This window comes from Methylobacterium pseudosasicola, assembly GCF_900114535.1.
Classification (GTDB): domain Bacteria; phylum Pseudomonadota; class Alphaproteobacteria; order Rhizobiales; family Beijerinckiaceae; genus Methylobacterium; species Methylobacterium pseudosasicola.
Genome location: NZ_FOTK01000002.1, coordinates 95,863 through 111,777 on the forward strand (window position 1 = coordinate 95,863; position 15,915 = coordinate 111,777).

Sequence of the window (15,915 nt, forward strand, 5' to 3'; positions counted from 1 at the left end):
CTCATCCTGAGGCGACGGAAAGAAGCGGAGGCCTCGAAGGAGCCCTCCAGCCGGCCGCGCGATTCCTGGAGGGCTCCTTCGAGGCCCGCTGACGCGGGCGCCTCAGGATGAGGGGGGATGGGAAAGACCGATCATCGCCCTGAACTTACGCTTCGTCCCGTGCCAGCCGCGCCAGCCCGTCGCGCGTCGGCGCGGCCGGGCGCCATCCGAGCGCCGCGAGGCCGTTGGCGCGAGCTTCTAGGCCCTCGGCCACCCGGGCGAACAGCGCCTCGCGGCCGGTCAGCCGGCAGGCCAGGCCGAGGAGGCCGGCCGGCACCGGGATCAGCCCGGGCTTGCGGCCGAGGCCGGCGCGCAGCGCCGTGAGCATCTCGGCCAGGCTGAGCGGGTCCGGATCGGCGGCGATCAGGGCGGACCGGATCGGATCCGGTGCTCGCAGGACCGCGTCCACGGCCCCCGACAGGCTCTCCAGGGAGATCAGCGAGCGCCGCGCCGCCAGCCCGCCCAGCGGCAGCGGATAGGGGCTGCGGGCGAGGCGCAGGAGCGCGGCCATGTTGCCCTTCACGCCCGCGCCGTAGACCAGGACCGGGCGGAGCGCGACCCAGTCGAGACCGGTCTCGGCCAGCGCCCGCTCGGCCTCCAGCTTGGAGCGGCCGTAGGCGTCGGTGGGCCGGGGCTCGTCGCCCTCCCCGACCACACTCGGCGCGCTGGCGCTGACCTGCGCGCGGATCGAGGACAGGAACACGAACCGGCGCACCTTTGCCCGGGCCGCAGCCTCCGCGAGCTTGCGTGTCGCCTCGGTGTTGAGGGTGCGGTAATCGTCCTCGGGCGCCCCCGACATCGCATGGGCGAGGCCCGCCGAGTGCACCACGGCGTCGACGCCGCTGAGCGCCGCCGCCATGTTGATCGGGCGGGTCAGGTCGCCCACCACCGCGCTCGCAGCGCCTTCCGGCAGGGAGGCCGGCCGGCGCAGCAGCACCCGGACCTTGTAGCCGCGGGCGGTGAGGTCGGCGAGCAGGTGGCGGCCGATGAACCCGGTGGCCCCGGTGAGCGCGATCAATCCGGTCACGGGCTGGCGGCACCTTCGGCATGGGCCGGCGCGGGGGCGCGGGCGAAGCGGCGGAGCAGGGCGGCGACCAGGGCGAGCCCGGCCGCGAGCGTCCCGAGCGTGACCGGCCAGGACGGCCAAAGCAAGGTCGCGGCGGCGAGCCCGGCCAGCACGAGGTTGACCGCGAACACCCGCGCCACGACCCCCGGGACCGTGAGGCCGTGATCGGTGGCGCGCTGGTAGTAATGGCCGCGATGGGCCTCCCAGACCCGCTCGCCCCGGGCGGCCCGGGCGGCCAGCGTCAGGCTGGCATCGGCGATGTAGACGAGCGGCAGCAGCAGGGCGGCGGCGAGCCCCCCCGCCAAGGCGAGCTGGCAGAGCAGCCAGGCGGTGACGAGCCCGATCGGCAGCGAGCCGACATCTCCGAGGAAGAGTTTCGCCACCGGCCGGTTGAACGGCGCGAAGCCGAGCATCGCCCCAAGCAGGCAGGCCGCCACCAGGGCGGGCAGCGGCGCCAGGTATCCGGCGAGCCCGAGCAGCAGCAGCGCCCCGGAGACCGGGACGATCTCGGCCACCGTCAGCCAGTCGAGCCCGTCCATGAAGTTCGTGAGGTTGACGAACCAGATCCCCGCCAGCAGCGCCAAGCCGCGCTCCAGCCACAGGGACGCTCCGGGCAGCAGCTGCCCGTCGAGCTGCCAGACCAGCATCCCGACCACCCCGGCCTGCACGGCGAGCCGCAGCCCGGCCGGCAACGGCCGCAGGTCGTCCACGGCACCGAGGATGGCCAGCACCAGCGTGCCGCTCGCGAGCCGGACCCAGTCCGGCCGGCCGCCGATCTCCGGCGCCGCGATCAGGAGCCCCGAGATCGTCACCAGCGCCGTCACCACGGCGATCCCGCCGCCCTGGGGCGTCGGCACCGTGTGGCTCGACCGGGCGTTCGGTCGCGCCAGGGCGTAGCGCTGCAGGGCCGGGCGCAACCGCAGGATCAACCCGGCCGACAGGGCGGCGGCGAGCAGGACGGCGAGGACGAGGATCGTTGCGAGGGCGGACGGCATCGCGCCGTCCTACGCGATCCGCGGCCCGATCGGGAAGGCGCGCACGCCCCTACGCCGCCCGCACCGTGGCGAGGAAGCGCCCGACCTCGGCGGTCAGGTGCTCGGATTGGCGCGACATCTCGGAGGCGGCTTCGAGCACCTGGGTGGCGGCGGCGCCGGTCTCGCCGGCGGCCTGGGCGAGGCTCGCGATGGTGCCGGTGACCGCGCCGGTGCCGGCCGCCGCCTCGGCGACGTTGCGGACGATCTCCTGGGTGGCCGCGCCCTGCTCTTCGACCGCCGCCGCGATCGAGGTCGCGACCCCGTCGATCTCGCGGATGCGCCGCCCGATCCCGTCGATCGCCGCTACGGCCTGCCCGGTCGAGGCCTGGATCCGGCCGATCTGGCCGGTGATGTCCTCCGTCGCCCGGGCGGTCTGGGCTGCGAGCTCCTTCACCTCGGACGCCACCACGGCGAAGCCGCGGCCGGCCTCTCCGGCCCGGGCCGCCTCGATCGTGGCGTTGAGCGCCAGGAGGTTGGTCTGGCCGGCGATGCCGGAGATCAGCGCGACGACATCGCCGACCTTGGCGGCAGCGGCGCTCAGATCCTGGACCAGGGCCACCGTGTCCAGAGCCTCGGCCACGGCAATCCGTGCCAGGTCCGCCGAGCCGGTCACCTGCCGGCCGATCTCCTGGACCGCCGAGCCCAGCTGCTCCGCGGCGGCCGCGACGGTGGTGACGTTGGCCGCCGCCGCATGGGCTGCCACTGAAACGGTGCCGGACTGGTCGGTCGAGGCCGCGGCGCTGCCGGTCAGGGCGCGGGCGGTGGCTTCCAGCTCGGTCGCGGCCGTGGAGACGCCGCCGACGACGCTGCCGACCGCCTGCTCGAACGCGTCGGCCATGGCATGGGTCGCCGCCCGGCGCTGGGTTTCGGCGTCGGCGCGGGCCTGCGCGGTCTCCGCCTCCAGGGCGCGCGTCCGGATCAGGGTCTCGCGGAATACCACGAGCGCGCCGGCCAGGGTGCCGACCTCGTCCCGGCGGTCCCGCCCCGGGATGGCGACCTCGGCATCCCCCGCGGCGAGGCGTTGCGTCGCCCCGGCGATCACCCGGAGCGGTTTGCTGACGCCGCGCATGACCAGCCCGAAGGCGGCCAGTGCGACCAGGAGGGCGAGGCCGCCGAGGGCCAGCATGTTCCGGTTGGCACCGGCATAGGTCTCAGCGATCAGCGCGCCGCTCGCCTGCGAGGCGGCGGCGTTCAGGCCGACGAGCTTCTCCCAATCGGCCATGATGGCGGCGATGCTGTCCGACATCGCCGTGTTGTAGATCAGCTGGCCGCCGGCGATGTCGCCCGCGCCGGCCTTGGCCACGGCCTCCCGCTGCTGCTCGGCATAGGTCGCTCGGTGCCGCTTGAACGCGTCATAGGCATCGCGCTCTCCTTGAGACAACGGCAGCGCCTCGTAGCGGGCGATCTGGGCGGCGAGCAGCGCGTCGCGCTTGGCGATCTGCCCCTCGACCAGCGTCCGCTGCTCGGGCGTGTCGGCGGTGATCAGGCGTGCGGCATTGACCCGCTGACGCATGATGTTGATGCCGATCCACCCCAGCGCGTCGGTGGCGGGCACGCGCACGTCGCGCAGCTGCCCGGCGGTTGAGTCGATGCCGCGCAGCTCGGCCAGGGAGAGGCCGCAGGTGGCGACGATCAGCAGGACCAGAGCGGCCAGGCATCCGCCGAGCTTGGCCGCGATGGAGATACCCGTGCGAATGTCGCTTCGCCCCGGTCCGATACCGGGCCAGGGGATCGTCCTATCCCTGGACTGTCAAGCTTGGCCCGTGCAGGCCTGCATGGGCGATTCTGCGCCGCCTCAATAAACCTGCGCGCCCTCCCGCGCCGGCTCCGGCTGGCTGCCCTGCCGGTCCAGGCTCTTCTCCACCACCTTGGCCAGGCCGATCATGATCGCGTCGATGGCGTAGTCCTTGGGCGTGTAGACCGCGCGCACGCCCATGTTCTTCAGGACGAGTTCGTCCTCGGGGGAGATGATGCCGCCGACCACCACCGGGATGTGGTCGAGCCCGGCCTCGCGCATCTGGGCACGGACCTCGCGCACCAGCGGCACGTGGCTGCCCGACAGGATTGACAGCCCGACCACGTGGGCGCCGGTCTCCTTGGCCTTGGCGACGATCTCCGCCGGGGTTTGGCGGATGCCGTCGTAGGTGACGTCGAAGCCGACATCCCGGGCGCGCAGCGCGATCTGCTCGGCGCCGTTCGAGTGGCCGTCGAGGCCGGGCTTGCCGACCACGAGCCGCGGCGTCTCGCCGAGCCGCTCGCCGAGATCGGCGATCAGGAGCTTGGCCTCCTCGGCCGCCCCGGACGAGACGGTCTCGACCGTGACGCCGGTGGGCGCCCGGTACTCGCCGAACACCGCGCGCAGGCGCTCGCCCCATTCGCCGGTGGTGACGCCGGCCTTCGCGGCCGCGATCGAGACCGGCATGATGTTGGCGCCCGAGCGTGCGGCCTGCTCCAGGGCGTCGAGCGCTTGGCCGACAGCCCGGTCGTCGCGCTTGCTGCGCCAGTCGCGGATGCGCCCCTGCGCCTCCATCTCCACGGTCTCGGACACGGAGAAGATCGCGCCCTCCCCGGCGGTGAGCGGCGAAGGCTCGCCCTGCTGCCACTTGTTGACGCCGACGACGATCTGCTCGCCGGCCTCAATCGCCGAGATCCGCTTGGCGTTGGACTCGACCAGGGCGCGCTTGAGGGCGCCGGTCTCCACCGCGGCGACCGCGCCGCCGATGCCGCCGATCCGCTCCAGCTCCGCCCGGGTCTCGGCCTTCAGAGCCTCGACCTTGGCCTCGATGACCTTCGAGCCGTCGAAGATATCGTCATATTCCAAAAGATCGGTCTCGAAGGCCAGGATCTGCTGCATCCGCATGGACCATTGCTGGTCCCAGGGCCGCGGCAGGCCCAGCGCCTCGTTCCAGGCCGGCAGCTGCACCGCCCGGGCGCGGGCGCGCTTGGAGAGCGTCACGGCCAGCATCTCGATCAGGATGCGGTGGACGTTGTTTTCCGGCTGCTGCTCCGTCAGGCCGAGGCTGTTGACCTGCACGCCGTAGCGAAAAATCCGCTTCTTCGGGTCGTCGATGCCGTAGCGCTCCTGGGCGATCTCGTCCCAGAGCTCGGCAAACGCCCGCATCTTGCAGATTTCGGTGACGAAGCGCAGCCCGGCATTCACGAAGAACGAGATCCGCCCGAACACGTCGGAGAAGCTTTTCTCGTCGAATTCGGGGTCGTCGCGCACGGTGTCGAGCACCGCGATGGCGATGGCCAGCGCGTAGGACAGCTCCTGGACCGGCGTCGCCCCCGCCTCTTGCAGGTGGTAGGAGCAGACATTCATCGGGTTCCACTTCGGCACGTTCTGGGTCGTGAACAGGATCACGTCCTTGGTCAGCCGGAGCGAGGGCGCGGGCGGGAACACGTAGGTCCCGCGCGACAGGTATTCCTTGATGATGTCGTTCTGGGTGGTGCCCTGGAGGGCGTCGAAGGGCGCGCCCTGCTCCTCGGCCACCGCCAGATAGAGCGCCAGCAGCCACGGGGCCGTGGCGTTGATGGTCATCGAGGTGTTCATCTGGGCGAGCGGGATGTCCTGGAACAGGGTCCGCATGTCGCCGAGATGCGCGATCGAGACGCCGACCTTGCCGACCTCGCCGCGCGCCAACTCGTGGTCGGGGTCGTAGCCGGTCTGGGTCGGCAGGTCGAAGGCCACCGATAGGCCGGTCTGGCCCTTGGCGAGGTTGCCCCGGTAGAGCGCGTTCGATTCCGCGGCGTTGGAATGGCCCGCATAGGTGCGGATGATCCAGGGTTTATCGCGGGGCGTCTTGTCGCCCGTGGTCTCCGCGACGCTCGCGCCCATCGTGGCCTCCCTGTGGTCTTGTTCACTATCCGCGCGCGGGGCGCAGTCTTGGCCGCACCGTAGCGAAGGCCGTCGGGCGCGTCATCCGCGACAGAAGTGCAAGACGGCCCGGGAGGGCCCAGAGAGACTTTAAAAAACTTGTGCGGGCCGGCAGCCGGATTTGAAGGGACCCGCCGATCAGCGCGGCAGCACGAGCGCGCGCGGGGCACCCTCCTTCGGGCCGTCGAAGAATACCAGCAGCCGCTGCCCATCCGCACTCTCGTCGAGGGGCAGCAGCGCCTCCGGCTTCTCCTTCTTCGGGTAGCTGGGCAGATCCAGGCGCTTGCGCGGCGCTCCCGTGCCGTCCCACGCGAACACCGTGTAGTCACCGGCCGCGACCGCGCCGCCCTCCGGGTCGAGCATCGGCCCCGCCAGGATCAGGAAGCCGTCCGGCACCGCCACGAGGTCGCGCACCCCCCGCTTCTGTCCGTGACTATCGGGGCCGAGCGCCACCGTGGCGAGGCTCCCGGCGCCCGGCTTGCCGTCGAACAGGCCGGCGAGGGGGGCCGACACGATCGCCGCGCTGCCATCCGCGAGCACGGGACCGCGCAGGCCGGCATGGAGCCGGCCGCCGCGCACCGCGACGCCCTCGACGGTGACGCCGCCCTCCTCCAGGGCCCTGTCGTGGAAGGGGGCCAGCGCTGGAATGTCGGCGATGATCCGCGCCAGCGCCGCCGTTCCGATGATCTCGGGCTCGGCGCTGAGCTGGCCGGTCTCCGGGTCCACGGTCTTGGGATCGAGGCGGATCCGGAACAGGTGCCGGGTCGCCTCGGCACGCGCCGCGCCTTTGGCCTCCTTGCCGTCCTTGTGCCGTGGGCGACCATGCGAGCCGGTGACGTAGAACGCCCCGTCCGCGTAGGCCACGCCCTCGGCGTCGAGCTCAAGCGGCTTGCCCTCGTGGGTGGCGTCGATCAGCCGGATGAAGCGTCCGGCGACGAGGCTGCCGTCCCGCAGGACCGCCACCTGCGCGCCCTGGGACTCGTCGTCGGCCACGAGGCAGATCCGCGGAAAGCCGGTCTCGGTGGCGCAGGCGATCCCGCTCACGTCCTTGGCCTTGTCGCTCCGCCCGGCCTCGGCGGGATGTTTTGTGTCGGGCTCGCCGAGGAATTTGCCGCTGACCGTCCAGGGCTTGGACGGGTCCTGTGCCGAGACCGTCACGGGCAGGGCCGCCGCGAGCCCGCAGGCGAGCGCGACCCGGAGCAGAGCGGTCGTGGCCGGACGCCCGACGGTGGCCGTGAGGTTGAGCATGGCGCAGCGCATCCCCGCGCGGACTATCGATGCGACCGCGATACGCCAGAGCGGCTTGCGGCGCACCCGAAGAGACGCCGGTCGATGAAAGCCCCTATCATCATCGCGCCCAGCCGGACCCCGCCGTCTCGTGGTATAACGTCGACCGGAACGTTCGACGCCGCATCCTGAAAGGTCTCGGCATCGACACCCGGCAGGCCGCCACCGAATAATACTTGGTCTGCCGGAAAGGCGAATTTGAATACGCAGGCGCCGGCCTTGAGCCGGCGCCTTTTTCACATCTTAAACCCTTGGGTTTCGACTTTCGGCCCACTTGGACGCTTCGGATATCGCCGCTATAGCGCGATGAGAACCGCGGCCTTCAAGAACCACGCGGGACGAGAGGAGAGCGAGATGGCGGCGAGCGCTGCGGTCAGTCCGGCGGCCGGCGAGGTCAAGGACCTCTACGAGATGGGCGAGATCCCGCCGCTGGGTCACGTGCCGGCCAAGATGTACGCCTGGGCGATCCGGCGCGAGCGCCACGGGCCCCCGGAGCAGTCCCACCAGCTCGAGGTGCTACCGGTCTGGGAGATCGGCGACGACGAGGTGCTGGTCTACGTCATGGCCGCGGGCGTGAACTACAACGGCGTCTGGGCGGGCCTCGGCGAGCCGATCTCGCCCTTCGACGTCCACAAGGGCGAATACCACATCGCCGGCTCGGATGCCTCGGGCATCGTCTGGAAGGTCGGCGCCAAGGTGAAGCGCTGGAAGGTCGGCGACGAGGTCATCGTCCACTGCAACCAGGACGACGGCGACGACGAGGAGTGCAACGGCGGCGACCCGATGTTCTCGCCGACCCAGCGGATCTGGGGCTACGAGACGGGGGACGGCTCCTTCGCGCAGTTCTGCCGGGTGCAGTCGCGCCAGCTCATGCACCGGCCCAAGCACCTCACCTGGGAGGAGGCCGCCTGCTACACGCTGACGCTGGCCACCGCCTACCGCATGCTGTTCGGCCACGCGCCGCACACGGTTCGTCCCGGCCAGAACGTGCTGATCTGGGGCGCGTCCGGGGGCCTCGGCGTGTTCGGCGTGCAGCTCTGCGCGGCCTCGGGCGCCAACGCGATCGCTGTGATCTCGGACGATTCGAAGCGCGACTACGTGATGAGCCTCGGCGCCAAGGGCGTCATCAACCGCAAGGACTTCAACTGCTGGGGGCAGCTTCCCACGGTGAACTCGCCCGAGTTCCATGCCTGGACGAAGGAAGCCCGGAAGTTCGGGAAGGCGATCTGGGACATCACCGGCAAGCAGGATGTCGACATCGTCTTCGAGCACCCGGGCGAAGCGACCTTCCCGGTCTCGGCGCTGGTGGTGAAGCGCGGCGGCATGGTGGTGTTCTGCGCCGGCACCACCGGCTTCAACATCACCTTCGACGCCCGCTACGTCTGGATGCGGCAGAAGCGGATCCAGGGCTCGCACTTCGCCCACCTCAAGCAGGCCTCGGCGGCCAACCAGTTCGTGATGGACCGCCGGGTCGACCCGTGCATGAGCGAGGTCTTCCCCTGGGACAAGATCCCCCAGGCCCACACCAAGATGTGGAAGAACCAGCACCCGCCGGGCAACATGGCCTGCCTGGTCAACTCCCCCCGCGCCGGCCTGCGCACGGTCGAGGACGTGATCGAGGCCGGCCCGCTGAAGCGCTGAGGCTGACCCCCGGTCCCCGCTCTCGGGCGGGGGCCGCGCCGCCGGCTCACATCCCGTTCGTCGCCGCACCCCTTGCCCCCGGCCCGGCTGGGAGCGAGAACGGCCGCGCTCGTTCCAGCACCCGAGCCGGGTCGATGACCGATTCGGCGTGAGGCGTGCGGGCGAGCGGGGTGTCGGGCGCGGCCCGGCCCCGGCATCGGGGGTTCTGGACTTGGCCGGCGACGAAGAAGCTTATGTGTACGACGAGGCGACGGGCGAGTGGCTCCCGCCCGGTCAGGCGGCTGCGGCGGCGCCCGGGCCAGCGGAGGTGCGCGATTCGGCCGGCAACGTCCTGGCCGACGGCGACTCGGTCACGCTGATCAAGGACCTGAAGGTCAAGGGCGCGAACCAGACCCTGAAGCAGGGCACGGTCATCCGGTCGATCCGGCTCACGGACGATCCCGAAGAGATCGATTGCCGCCACGACACCATCAAGGGCCTCGTCCTGCGCACCGAATTCGTGCGCAAGCGCTAGATTGTCAGGGTTTCAAAAGGTCCGAGACCAGCCCTTTCAAGGTGTTTGAGCTGGATGCAGAGACCCTGTTCCATGTTTGTAACGTATTGAAAGAGAAGCATATTTCCCCTCTCCCTTGTGGGGAGGGGTCAGGGGTGGGGGTGGTGCAGGATCGAACGTCACGGTGCCTTCTGCACCACCCCCACCTCCAACTCCTCCCCACAAGGGGGAGGAGAGCGCGTCTGGTCGTTCCGGCACTTCCGGAAACACCTTGAAAGGGCTGGGTCCGAGACCTTTTGCGGGTCCAGGGCAGAGCCCTGGGTCGAGCGAAGCGCGATTCCATCGGGGCTCCGCCCCGACACCCAGCCAAAGGGCTGAGCCCTTTGGAAACCCGGTCTCTTACCGGCGCTTGGCCTCCTCCTGCGGCAGGTGCCGCCCGTAGGCTTCCTGCTTCTCGGCGCGCTCCCGGATCAGGTCGGCATAGGCCTGTCGCATCTCGGGGGAGACGCTGACGCTCTTGCCCTTGGCGGGCTTGCGCTTGGGCGCCTTCTTGAAGGTGTTGTTGGTCTCGCTCATGCCGGGCTCCGCGTCGGACCATGGCGGCGGCGCGCGGCCGGCAGGAGGTCCGAGTCGAGTCCCGATTCGGATTCCGGGCCGGCCCGCGAGGCCGGACCTCCGCCCTCTAGCGCATCGCGTGGCCGCGTGCACGGGATCGCGGCCGGTGTTTCGGCAGATTTCCGAGCGGGATGCAGGCTCAAGGCGTCTGATCTGGCGCGTCGCCGAGGGCTCTGCCAAGGTTGCCGTGTCGAGCGTCGGGGGCGGCGATGGATACGCGTGAGGCAGGACACCAACCGGGTCGGGCGATGGTGTCGCGAGGCCGGCGGACGGTCCCACTCCTGGCGGTTCTTTTGCTGGGCGGCCTGACGGCGCCGGGCCTCGCCCAGGACCGTCCGGCAGCCCAGCCGGCCCCGAAAGCTGCCTCCCCCGCCAAGCCAGCCGCGCCCGATCCCGCCTTCGAGGCGACCAAGGCCGCCTTCGAGGTGCTGCCCGAGGCGGAACGCAAGGCGATCCAGGATGCGCTGGTCTGGACCGGCGATTTCAACGCCGTGGTCTCGGGGGCGTTCGGGCGCCGGACTTTCGACGCGCTGACGGCCTACCGGACATGGGCCGGCGGGGCCGATCCCCTCGATCCGCGGGGCCGGGCGGCGCTGCTGGCGGCTGGCGCGGCGGCCAAGACGGCGGCGCGCTTCCGCATCACGACCGATCCCGCCACCGGCGCCGTGATCGGCGTGCCCGAGCGGCTGCTGGCCAAGCGCACCACCCTGCAATCCGGCACCCGCTGGCAGAGCGCAGACGGGCGCGTGACCCTGGAGACCCGGGCCTTCCCGCCCGGCGTTGAGACCCTGGACCACCTGTTCGATGAGGCCACGGCGGCGCGTCTCAACCGCAAGGTGACGTACAAGCTGCGGCGGCCCGACTCGCTCGTGGTCACCGCTGAGACCGGGCCTGGCCTGTCCTACATCCGCTACGATGCCGGGCCGGAGGGCGTGCGCGGATTTCTGATCGGCTACGACCGCGCCCTGGCCGCGGAGGTCGGGCGGCTGGTGATCGCGATGGCCAACGCCTTCGAGCCGTTCCCGGCGGCGGTCGCAAAACCCGCCGCGGACGTTCCACCGGTGGCCGCCGCCGCGCCGCCTGTGCCGATCCCGGCCGGTTCGGGGACCGGGCTCGTGATCGCGCCGGGGCGCGTGCTCACCGCCTCGGCGGTGCTGGAGGGCTGCGCCGCGCTCCGCATCGGCCAGGCCCCCGCCCGGGTGCTGGCGACCGATCCGTCCGGGCTCGCGCTTCTGGAATCAGCGGGCATGCCCGCCCCGGCCCAGTTGGCTGTGCGGGTGGATCCGCTCGCGGCCGATGAAGGTCTGATCGCCCTGGCTCCGGGGCCGGACGGAGTGCTGGCGGCGCCGGCCAATCCGGTGCCGGACGGCGTAATCGCGCCGCTCCAACCAGGCGCGGCCGGCGCGCCGGTGCTCGACCGGTTAGGCCGCCTCGTCGGGCTCGTGGCCCGCTATCCGATGGCGCCGCGCCGGGTCGCCGGAATCGTACCGCCCGCGCGCCTGGCGCTGGTGCCGGCCCGGGCGGTCGCAGCCTTCCTGGCCGGCCAGGGCGTCGCGGAGGCGAAGCCGCGGCCGGAGGGCGGACCCGGTGCTTTGGCGCCCGCGCTCGTCGGGATCGCCTGCCGGTAGGGTCCAGCCCATGCGGTTCGTGGTGGACGATCCCGCCGGACCGATGCTGGTCCGGCGGGGCCTGCGGCCGAGCCGCGCTTAGAGCCGGCCGGTCACCAGCAGGACGATCAGCACGATCAGCAGGATGCCGCCGAGGCCGAAGCCAGGGCCGCGATAGGCGCCGCCGCCCAGGAAGCCGCCGCCGCCGAAGGCCAGGATGATCAGGATGATGAGGAGAATGGTAACAAGTGACATGGAACAGGCTCTCCGGACGGTCGCGCTGATTGCGAGCGTGACCGTTCAAACGCTGCGACAATCCGTTCCGTTCAACGGGATCCCACGCTTTTGTGAGGATATTGGCCGGATGAGGCCGTAGGTCTCAGGCGTGCCAATCTGGCAACACATCCTGCGGCGCCTCGAGCCAGCCCGGCACCGGCAGGTTGCGCTCGGTCAGGAAGGCTGGGTTGAACAGCTTTGAGGCGTAGCGCGCCGCGCCGTCGCACAGGATCGTCACCACCGTGTGGCCGGGACCGAGTTCACGGGCGAGCCGGATCGCCCCGGCGACGTTGATGCCTGACGAGCCGCCCAGCGACAGGCCCTCCTCCCGCATCAGACCGAAGACGATGTCCAGCGCCTCGCGGTCGGGGATCCGGAAGGCGTGGTCCGGGGTGAAGCCGTCGAGGTTTTTCGTAATCCGGCCCTGGCCGATTCCCTCGGTGATCGAGGACCCCTCCGCCTTCAGGGTGCCGGTGGTGTAGTGGGCGTAGAGGGCGGAACCCTCCGGGTCGGAGAGCGCGATGCGCACCCCCGGGTTCCGGGCCCGTAACGCCGCCGCGGTGCCGGCCAGCGTCCCCCCCGTCCCAGCCGCGCAGACGAAGCCGTCGACCCGGCCGCCGGTCTGCGCCCAGATCTCCGGCCCGGTGCCGTCGACATGGGACTGCCGATTGGCGACGTTGTCGAACTGGTCGGCGAAGAACGCGCCCGCCGGCTCGGTCGCCGCGAGTTTTTCGGCCAGCCGCCGGGCGACGTGGACGTAGTTGTTCGGGTTGGCGAACGGCACCGCCGGCACCTCGACGAGGCGCGCGCCGGCGAGCCGCAGGGTCTGCTTCTTCTCCTCGGACTGGGTGACCGGGATGACGATCAGCGTCCGGTAGCCGCGCACGGAAGCCACCAGGGCGAGGCCGATGCCGGTATTGCCGGCCGTGCCCTCCACGATGGTGCCGCCCGGCCGGATCAGGCCTTTCGCCTCGGCATCATGCACGATGGCGAGCGCCGCCCGGTCCTTCACCGACAGGCCGGGATTGAGGAACTCGGCCTTCCCAAAGATCTCGCAGCCGGTCGCCTCGGAGGCGCGGCGCAGCCGGATCAGCGGCGTCTGGCCGATTGCGGCGAGGACATCGGGATGGGCGGTGCGATTCGGGGTCGTCATGAGTGGGAGCCTAGGCGGATGTGCGGCTTCTGACGAGGTTCACCCGAACACATGCCCCCCATTGATCCGCAGCCCGACCGGGTGGCCGGCCGGGTAGCGGATGCCGTCGAAATCCTCCACCGCGAGCACGCGGCCCTGGTCGTCGGCGACCTCGATGCGCTGGCGGCCCTGGCTGCGATAGGAGCTGCGCACCGTGCCGGAGAGATGCGCCGCCTCGGGCTCGGCGAGCTGCAATTGCCAGGGCCGGACGTAGAGCTTGACCGGGCCGATGGTCCCGGACGGTGCCGCCACAGGCGTCTCCCGGCCGCGCACCAGCACCCGGCCGCCCTCGGCGAGCGCTTCCACCTCGACGTGATCCCCTAAGAACTTCATCACCGTGGCCGAGGCCGGGTGTTCCTGGACCTCGTCCGGGGTGCCGACCTGCTCCAGGCGGCCGCGATCCAGCACCGCAACGCGGTCCGAGAGCTCCAGAGCCTCGTCCTGGTCGTGGGTCACGAAGATCGTGGTCTGGCCGGTGCGGTCGTGGATCTCGCGCAGCCAGCGGCGCAGGTCCTTTCGCACTTGGGCGTCCAGGGCGCCGAAGGGCTCGTCCAGGAGCAGGACGCGGGGCTCGACGGCGAGCGCGCGCGCGAGCGCCACCCGCTGGCGCTGGCCGCCGGAGAGCTGCGACGGGTAGCGGTCGCCGAAGCCAGAGAGCCGGATCAGGTCGAGCAGGTCGCCGACCCGACGCTTGATCTCAGGCCTAGCCGGGCGCTCGGCCCGGCGCCGCGCGTTCAGCCCGTAGGCGATGTTGTCGGCCACGCTCATGTGCTTGAACAGGGCGTAGTGCTGGAACACGAAGCCCACCGCCCGCTCCTGCACGGCGAGGCCCGTGGCGTCGTCGTCGCCGAACAGGATCCGCCCCCGGTCCGGCGCGTCGAGCCCGGCGATGATCCGCAGCAGCGTCGTCTTGCCCGAGCCCGAGGGACCGAGCAGCCCGAGCAGCTCCCCCGCCCGCACGTCGATCGACAGGTCGTGCAGCACCGCGGCCGTGTCGAAGGTTTTTGAGATGCCCTCGACCCGGATCGCCGTTGAGGAGCGCTCAGTGAGCCCGGCCGTGTGCGAGCTCGCCCGCGAAGCGCCACTCAAGGATGGATTTGAGGACGAGGGTGATGAGGGCAAGGACAGCGAGGAGCGTAGCGACGGCGAATGAGGCGACGAAGTTGTACTCATTGTAGAGGATCTCCACGTGGAGCGGGATGGTGTTGGTCAGGCCACGGATGTGGCCGGACACCACCGACACCGCCCCGAACTCGCCCATCGCCCGGGCATTGCAGAGGAGCACGCTGTAGAGCAGGCCCCAGCGGATGTTGGGCAGCGTCACCGTGCGGAAGGCGTGCAGGCCCGAGGCGCCGAGCGTCAGCGCCGCCTCCTCCTCCGAGGAGCCCTGCTCCTGCATGAGCGGGATCAGCTCCCGGGCGACGAACGGGAAGGTCACGAACACCGTGGCCAGCACGATCCCCGGCAGGGCGAACAGGATCTGGATCCCGTGATCCATGAGCCAGGTGCCGAACAGCCCCTGCGAGCCGAACAGCAGCACGTAGATCAGCCCCGAGACCACCGGGGAGACCGAGAACGGCAGGTCGATTAGGGTGATCAGCAGCGCCTTGCCGGAGAACTCGAACTTGGCGATCGCCCAGGAGGCCGCCAAGCCGAACACCACGTTGAACGGCACCGCGATCGCCGCCACCGTCAGGGTCAGGCGGATCGCGCTCCAGGCATCGGGCTCCCGGAACGCCGCCAGGAAGGCCTCGATCCCCTTCGAGAAGGCCTGGGTGAACACCGCGATCAGCGGCAGGACCAGGAACAGCGCTAGGAAGGCGATGGCGATTCCGATCAGGACGATGCGGGTGCCGGTGCCCTCCGAGGCGACCGGCTCCCCGCGCGTCGTGGGCGCGAAGGTCGGGGAGAAGATCTCGGACTCAGACATAGCCGAAGCGCCTCCGGCTCCAGGCCTGGATCAGGTTGATGGCAAGCAGCGTCAGGAACGAGATGCCCAGCATGATCGTGGCGATCGCCGCCGCGCCGCCGTAGTCGAACTCGGACAGCTTGATCACGATCAGGAGCGGCGCGATCTCCGAGACGTAGGGCAGGTTGCCGGCGATGAAGATGATCGAGCCGTACTCGCCGACCCCCCGGGCGAAGGCCATGGCGAAGCCGGTGAGCACCGCCGGGATCAGCGGCGGCAGCACCACCTTGGTCAGGGTGGCGAACCGGCTGGCCCCGAGGGTGGCCGACGCCTCCTCAATCTCCTTGTCGATCTCGGCGATCAGCGGCTGCACGGTCCGCACCGCGAAGGGCAGACCGATGAACACCATGGCGATGAAGATCCCCACCGGCGTGTAGGCCGCCTGGATGCCGAGCCGGGCGAGCGGCGCGCCCAAGAACCCGTCCGGCGCGTAGAGCGAGGCCAACGCGATGCCGGCCACGGCGGTGGGCAGGGCGAAGGGCAGGTCGACCGCGGCATCGACCAGCTTGCGGCCCGGAAAGTCGTAGCGGGTCAGCACCCAGGCCACCAGGAAGCCGAAGGACGACGCCACGAGCGCCGCGACGGCCGAGACGCCGAAGCTGATCCGCAGGGCGCTGGACACCCGCGGATCGGTGGCGACCTCCCAGATCCCGGAAATCCCGAGGCCGGACGCCTTGGCGACGAGCCCGGCGAGCGGCAGCAGCACGATCAGCCCGAGGCAGGTCAGGGTGTAGCCGAAGCTCAGCCCGAAGCCCGGAATCACGCTCGGGCGGCGGAAGGTCCAAGTTCGACGCGGCGTCTTGGCCATGATTCCACGCC

14 protein-coding genes are annotated in these 15,915 nt (G+C 70.9%); 3 read left to right on the forward strand and 11 right to left on the reverse strand.

Features of this window, described 5'->3' with window-relative positions; genetic code table 11:
- Positions 1-145: 145 nt before the first annotated feature.
- The 5 genes from BM228_RS02620 to BM228_RS02640 all read right to left on the reverse strand — a co-directional run bounded on the left by BM228_RS02620 (position 146) and on the right by BM228_RS02640 (position 7,264).
- Positions 146-1,066, reverse strand: a complete 921-nt coding sequence (locus tag BM228_RS02620) for an NAD-dependent epimerase/dehydratase family protein (RefSeq protein ID WP_092036937.1) — start codon at positions 1,064-1,066, stop codon at positions 146-148.
- A complete protein-coding gene (locus BM228_RS02625) occupies positions 1,063-2,100 on the reverse strand; it encodes an MraY family glycosyltransferase (RefSeq protein WP_092036939.1) in 1,038 nt (345 codons plus the stop codon). Before BM228_RS02625 ends, BM228_RS02620 begins: the two co-directional genes overlap by 4 nt.
- A gap of 49 nt (positions 2,101-2,149) precedes the next feature.
- Positions 2,150-3,835 (reverse strand): methyl-accepting chemotaxis protein, encoded by a 1,686-nt coding sequence (locus tag BM228_RS02630; protein WP_092036940.1) that lies wholly within the window; start codon positions 3,833-3,835, stop codon positions 2,150-2,152.
- Between the two features lie 99 nt (positions 3,836-3,934).
- Complete coding sequence (locus BM228_RS02635; protein ID WP_092036942.1) at positions 3,935-5,977, reverse strand: protein meaA; 2,043 nt, start codon at positions 5,975-5,977, stop codon at positions 3,935-3,937.
- Positions 5,978-6,154: 177 nt separating this feature from the next.
- A complete protein-coding gene (locus BM228_RS02640) occupies positions 6,155-7,264 on the reverse strand; it encodes a DUF3616 domain-containing protein (protein ID WP_167367637.1) in 1,110 nt (369 codons plus the stop codon).
- Positions 7,265-7,657: 393 nt separating this feature from the next.
- Here BM228_RS02640 and ccrA point away from each other — a divergent pair, with 393 nt between their 5' ends.
- Both ccrA and BM228_RS02650 read left to right on the forward strand, forming a co-directional pair.
- Positions 7,658-8,944: a crotonyl-CoA carboxylase/reductase gene (gene ccrA / locus BM228_RS02645; protein WP_092037339.1), complete on the forward strand. Its 1,287-nt coding sequence runs from the start codon at positions 7,658-7,660 to the stop codon at positions 8,942-8,944.
- Positions 8,945-9,155: 211 nt separating this feature from the next.
- Entirely contained in the window at positions 9,156-9,458 is a 303-nt protein-coding gene (locus BM228_RS02650) for an alkylphosphonate utilization protein (protein ID WP_092036945.1), read from the forward strand.
- A 378-nt stretch (positions 9,459-9,836) separates the two neighbouring features.
- Here BM228_RS02650 and BM228_RS34465 read toward each other — a convergent pair whose 3' ends face one another.
- Positions 9,837-10,013: a hypothetical protein gene (locus BM228_RS34465; protein ID WP_167367638.1), complete on the reverse strand. Its 177-nt coding sequence runs from the start codon at positions 10,011-10,013 to the stop codon at positions 9,837-9,839.
- Positions 10,014-10,300: 287 nt separating this feature from the next.
- Here BM228_RS34465 and BM228_RS02655 point away from each other — a divergent pair, with 287 nt between their 5' ends.
- Entirely contained in the window at positions 10,301-11,680 is a 1,380-nt protein-coding gene (locus BM228_RS02655; protein ID WP_244536993.1) for a S1 family serine peptidase, read from the forward strand.
- Between the two features lie 78 nt (positions 11,681-11,758).
- On the opposite strand, the gene BM228_RS02660 is transcribed toward BM228_RS02655, so the two are convergent.
- From BM228_RS02660 to cysT, 5 genes are all read right to left on the reverse strand, one after another.
- Positions 11,759-11,914 carry a hypothetical protein gene (locus BM228_RS02660; protein WP_007563230.1) on the reverse strand — a complete coding sequence of 52 codons (156 nt, stop codon included), beginning with the start codon at positions 11,912-11,914 and terminating at the stop codon, positions 11,759-11,761.
- A 124-nt stretch (positions 11,915-12,038) separates the two neighbouring features.
- Positions 12,039-13,088, reverse strand: a complete 1,050-nt coding sequence (locus BM228_RS02665; protein WP_092036949.1) for a cysteine synthase A — start codon at positions 13,086-13,088, stop codon at positions 12,039-12,041.
- A 39-nt stretch (positions 13,089-13,127) separates the two neighbouring features.
- On the reverse strand, positions 13,128-14,153 hold the full coding sequence (locus BM228_RS02670) for a sulfate ABC transporter ATP-binding protein (RefSeq protein ID WP_092037341.1): 1,026 nt from the start codon (positions 14,151-14,153) through the stop codon (positions 13,128-13,130).
- Between the two features lie 16 nt (positions 14,154-14,169).
- On the reverse strand, positions 14,170-15,057 hold the full coding sequence (gene cysW / locus BM228_RS02675; RefSeq protein WP_092036951.1) for a sulfate ABC transporter permease subunit CysW: 888 nt from the start codon (positions 15,055-15,057) through the stop codon (positions 14,170-14,172).
- Positions 15,050-15,904 carry a sulfate ABC transporter permease subunit CysT gene (gene cysT / locus BM228_RS02680; RefSeq protein WP_092036953.1) on the reverse strand — a complete coding sequence of 285 codons (855 nt, stop codon included), beginning with the start codon at positions 15,902-15,904 and terminating at the stop codon, positions 15,050-15,052. Before cysT ends, cysW begins: the two co-directional genes overlap by 8 nt.
- Between the last annotated feature and the right edge of the window lie 11 nt (positions 15,905-15,915).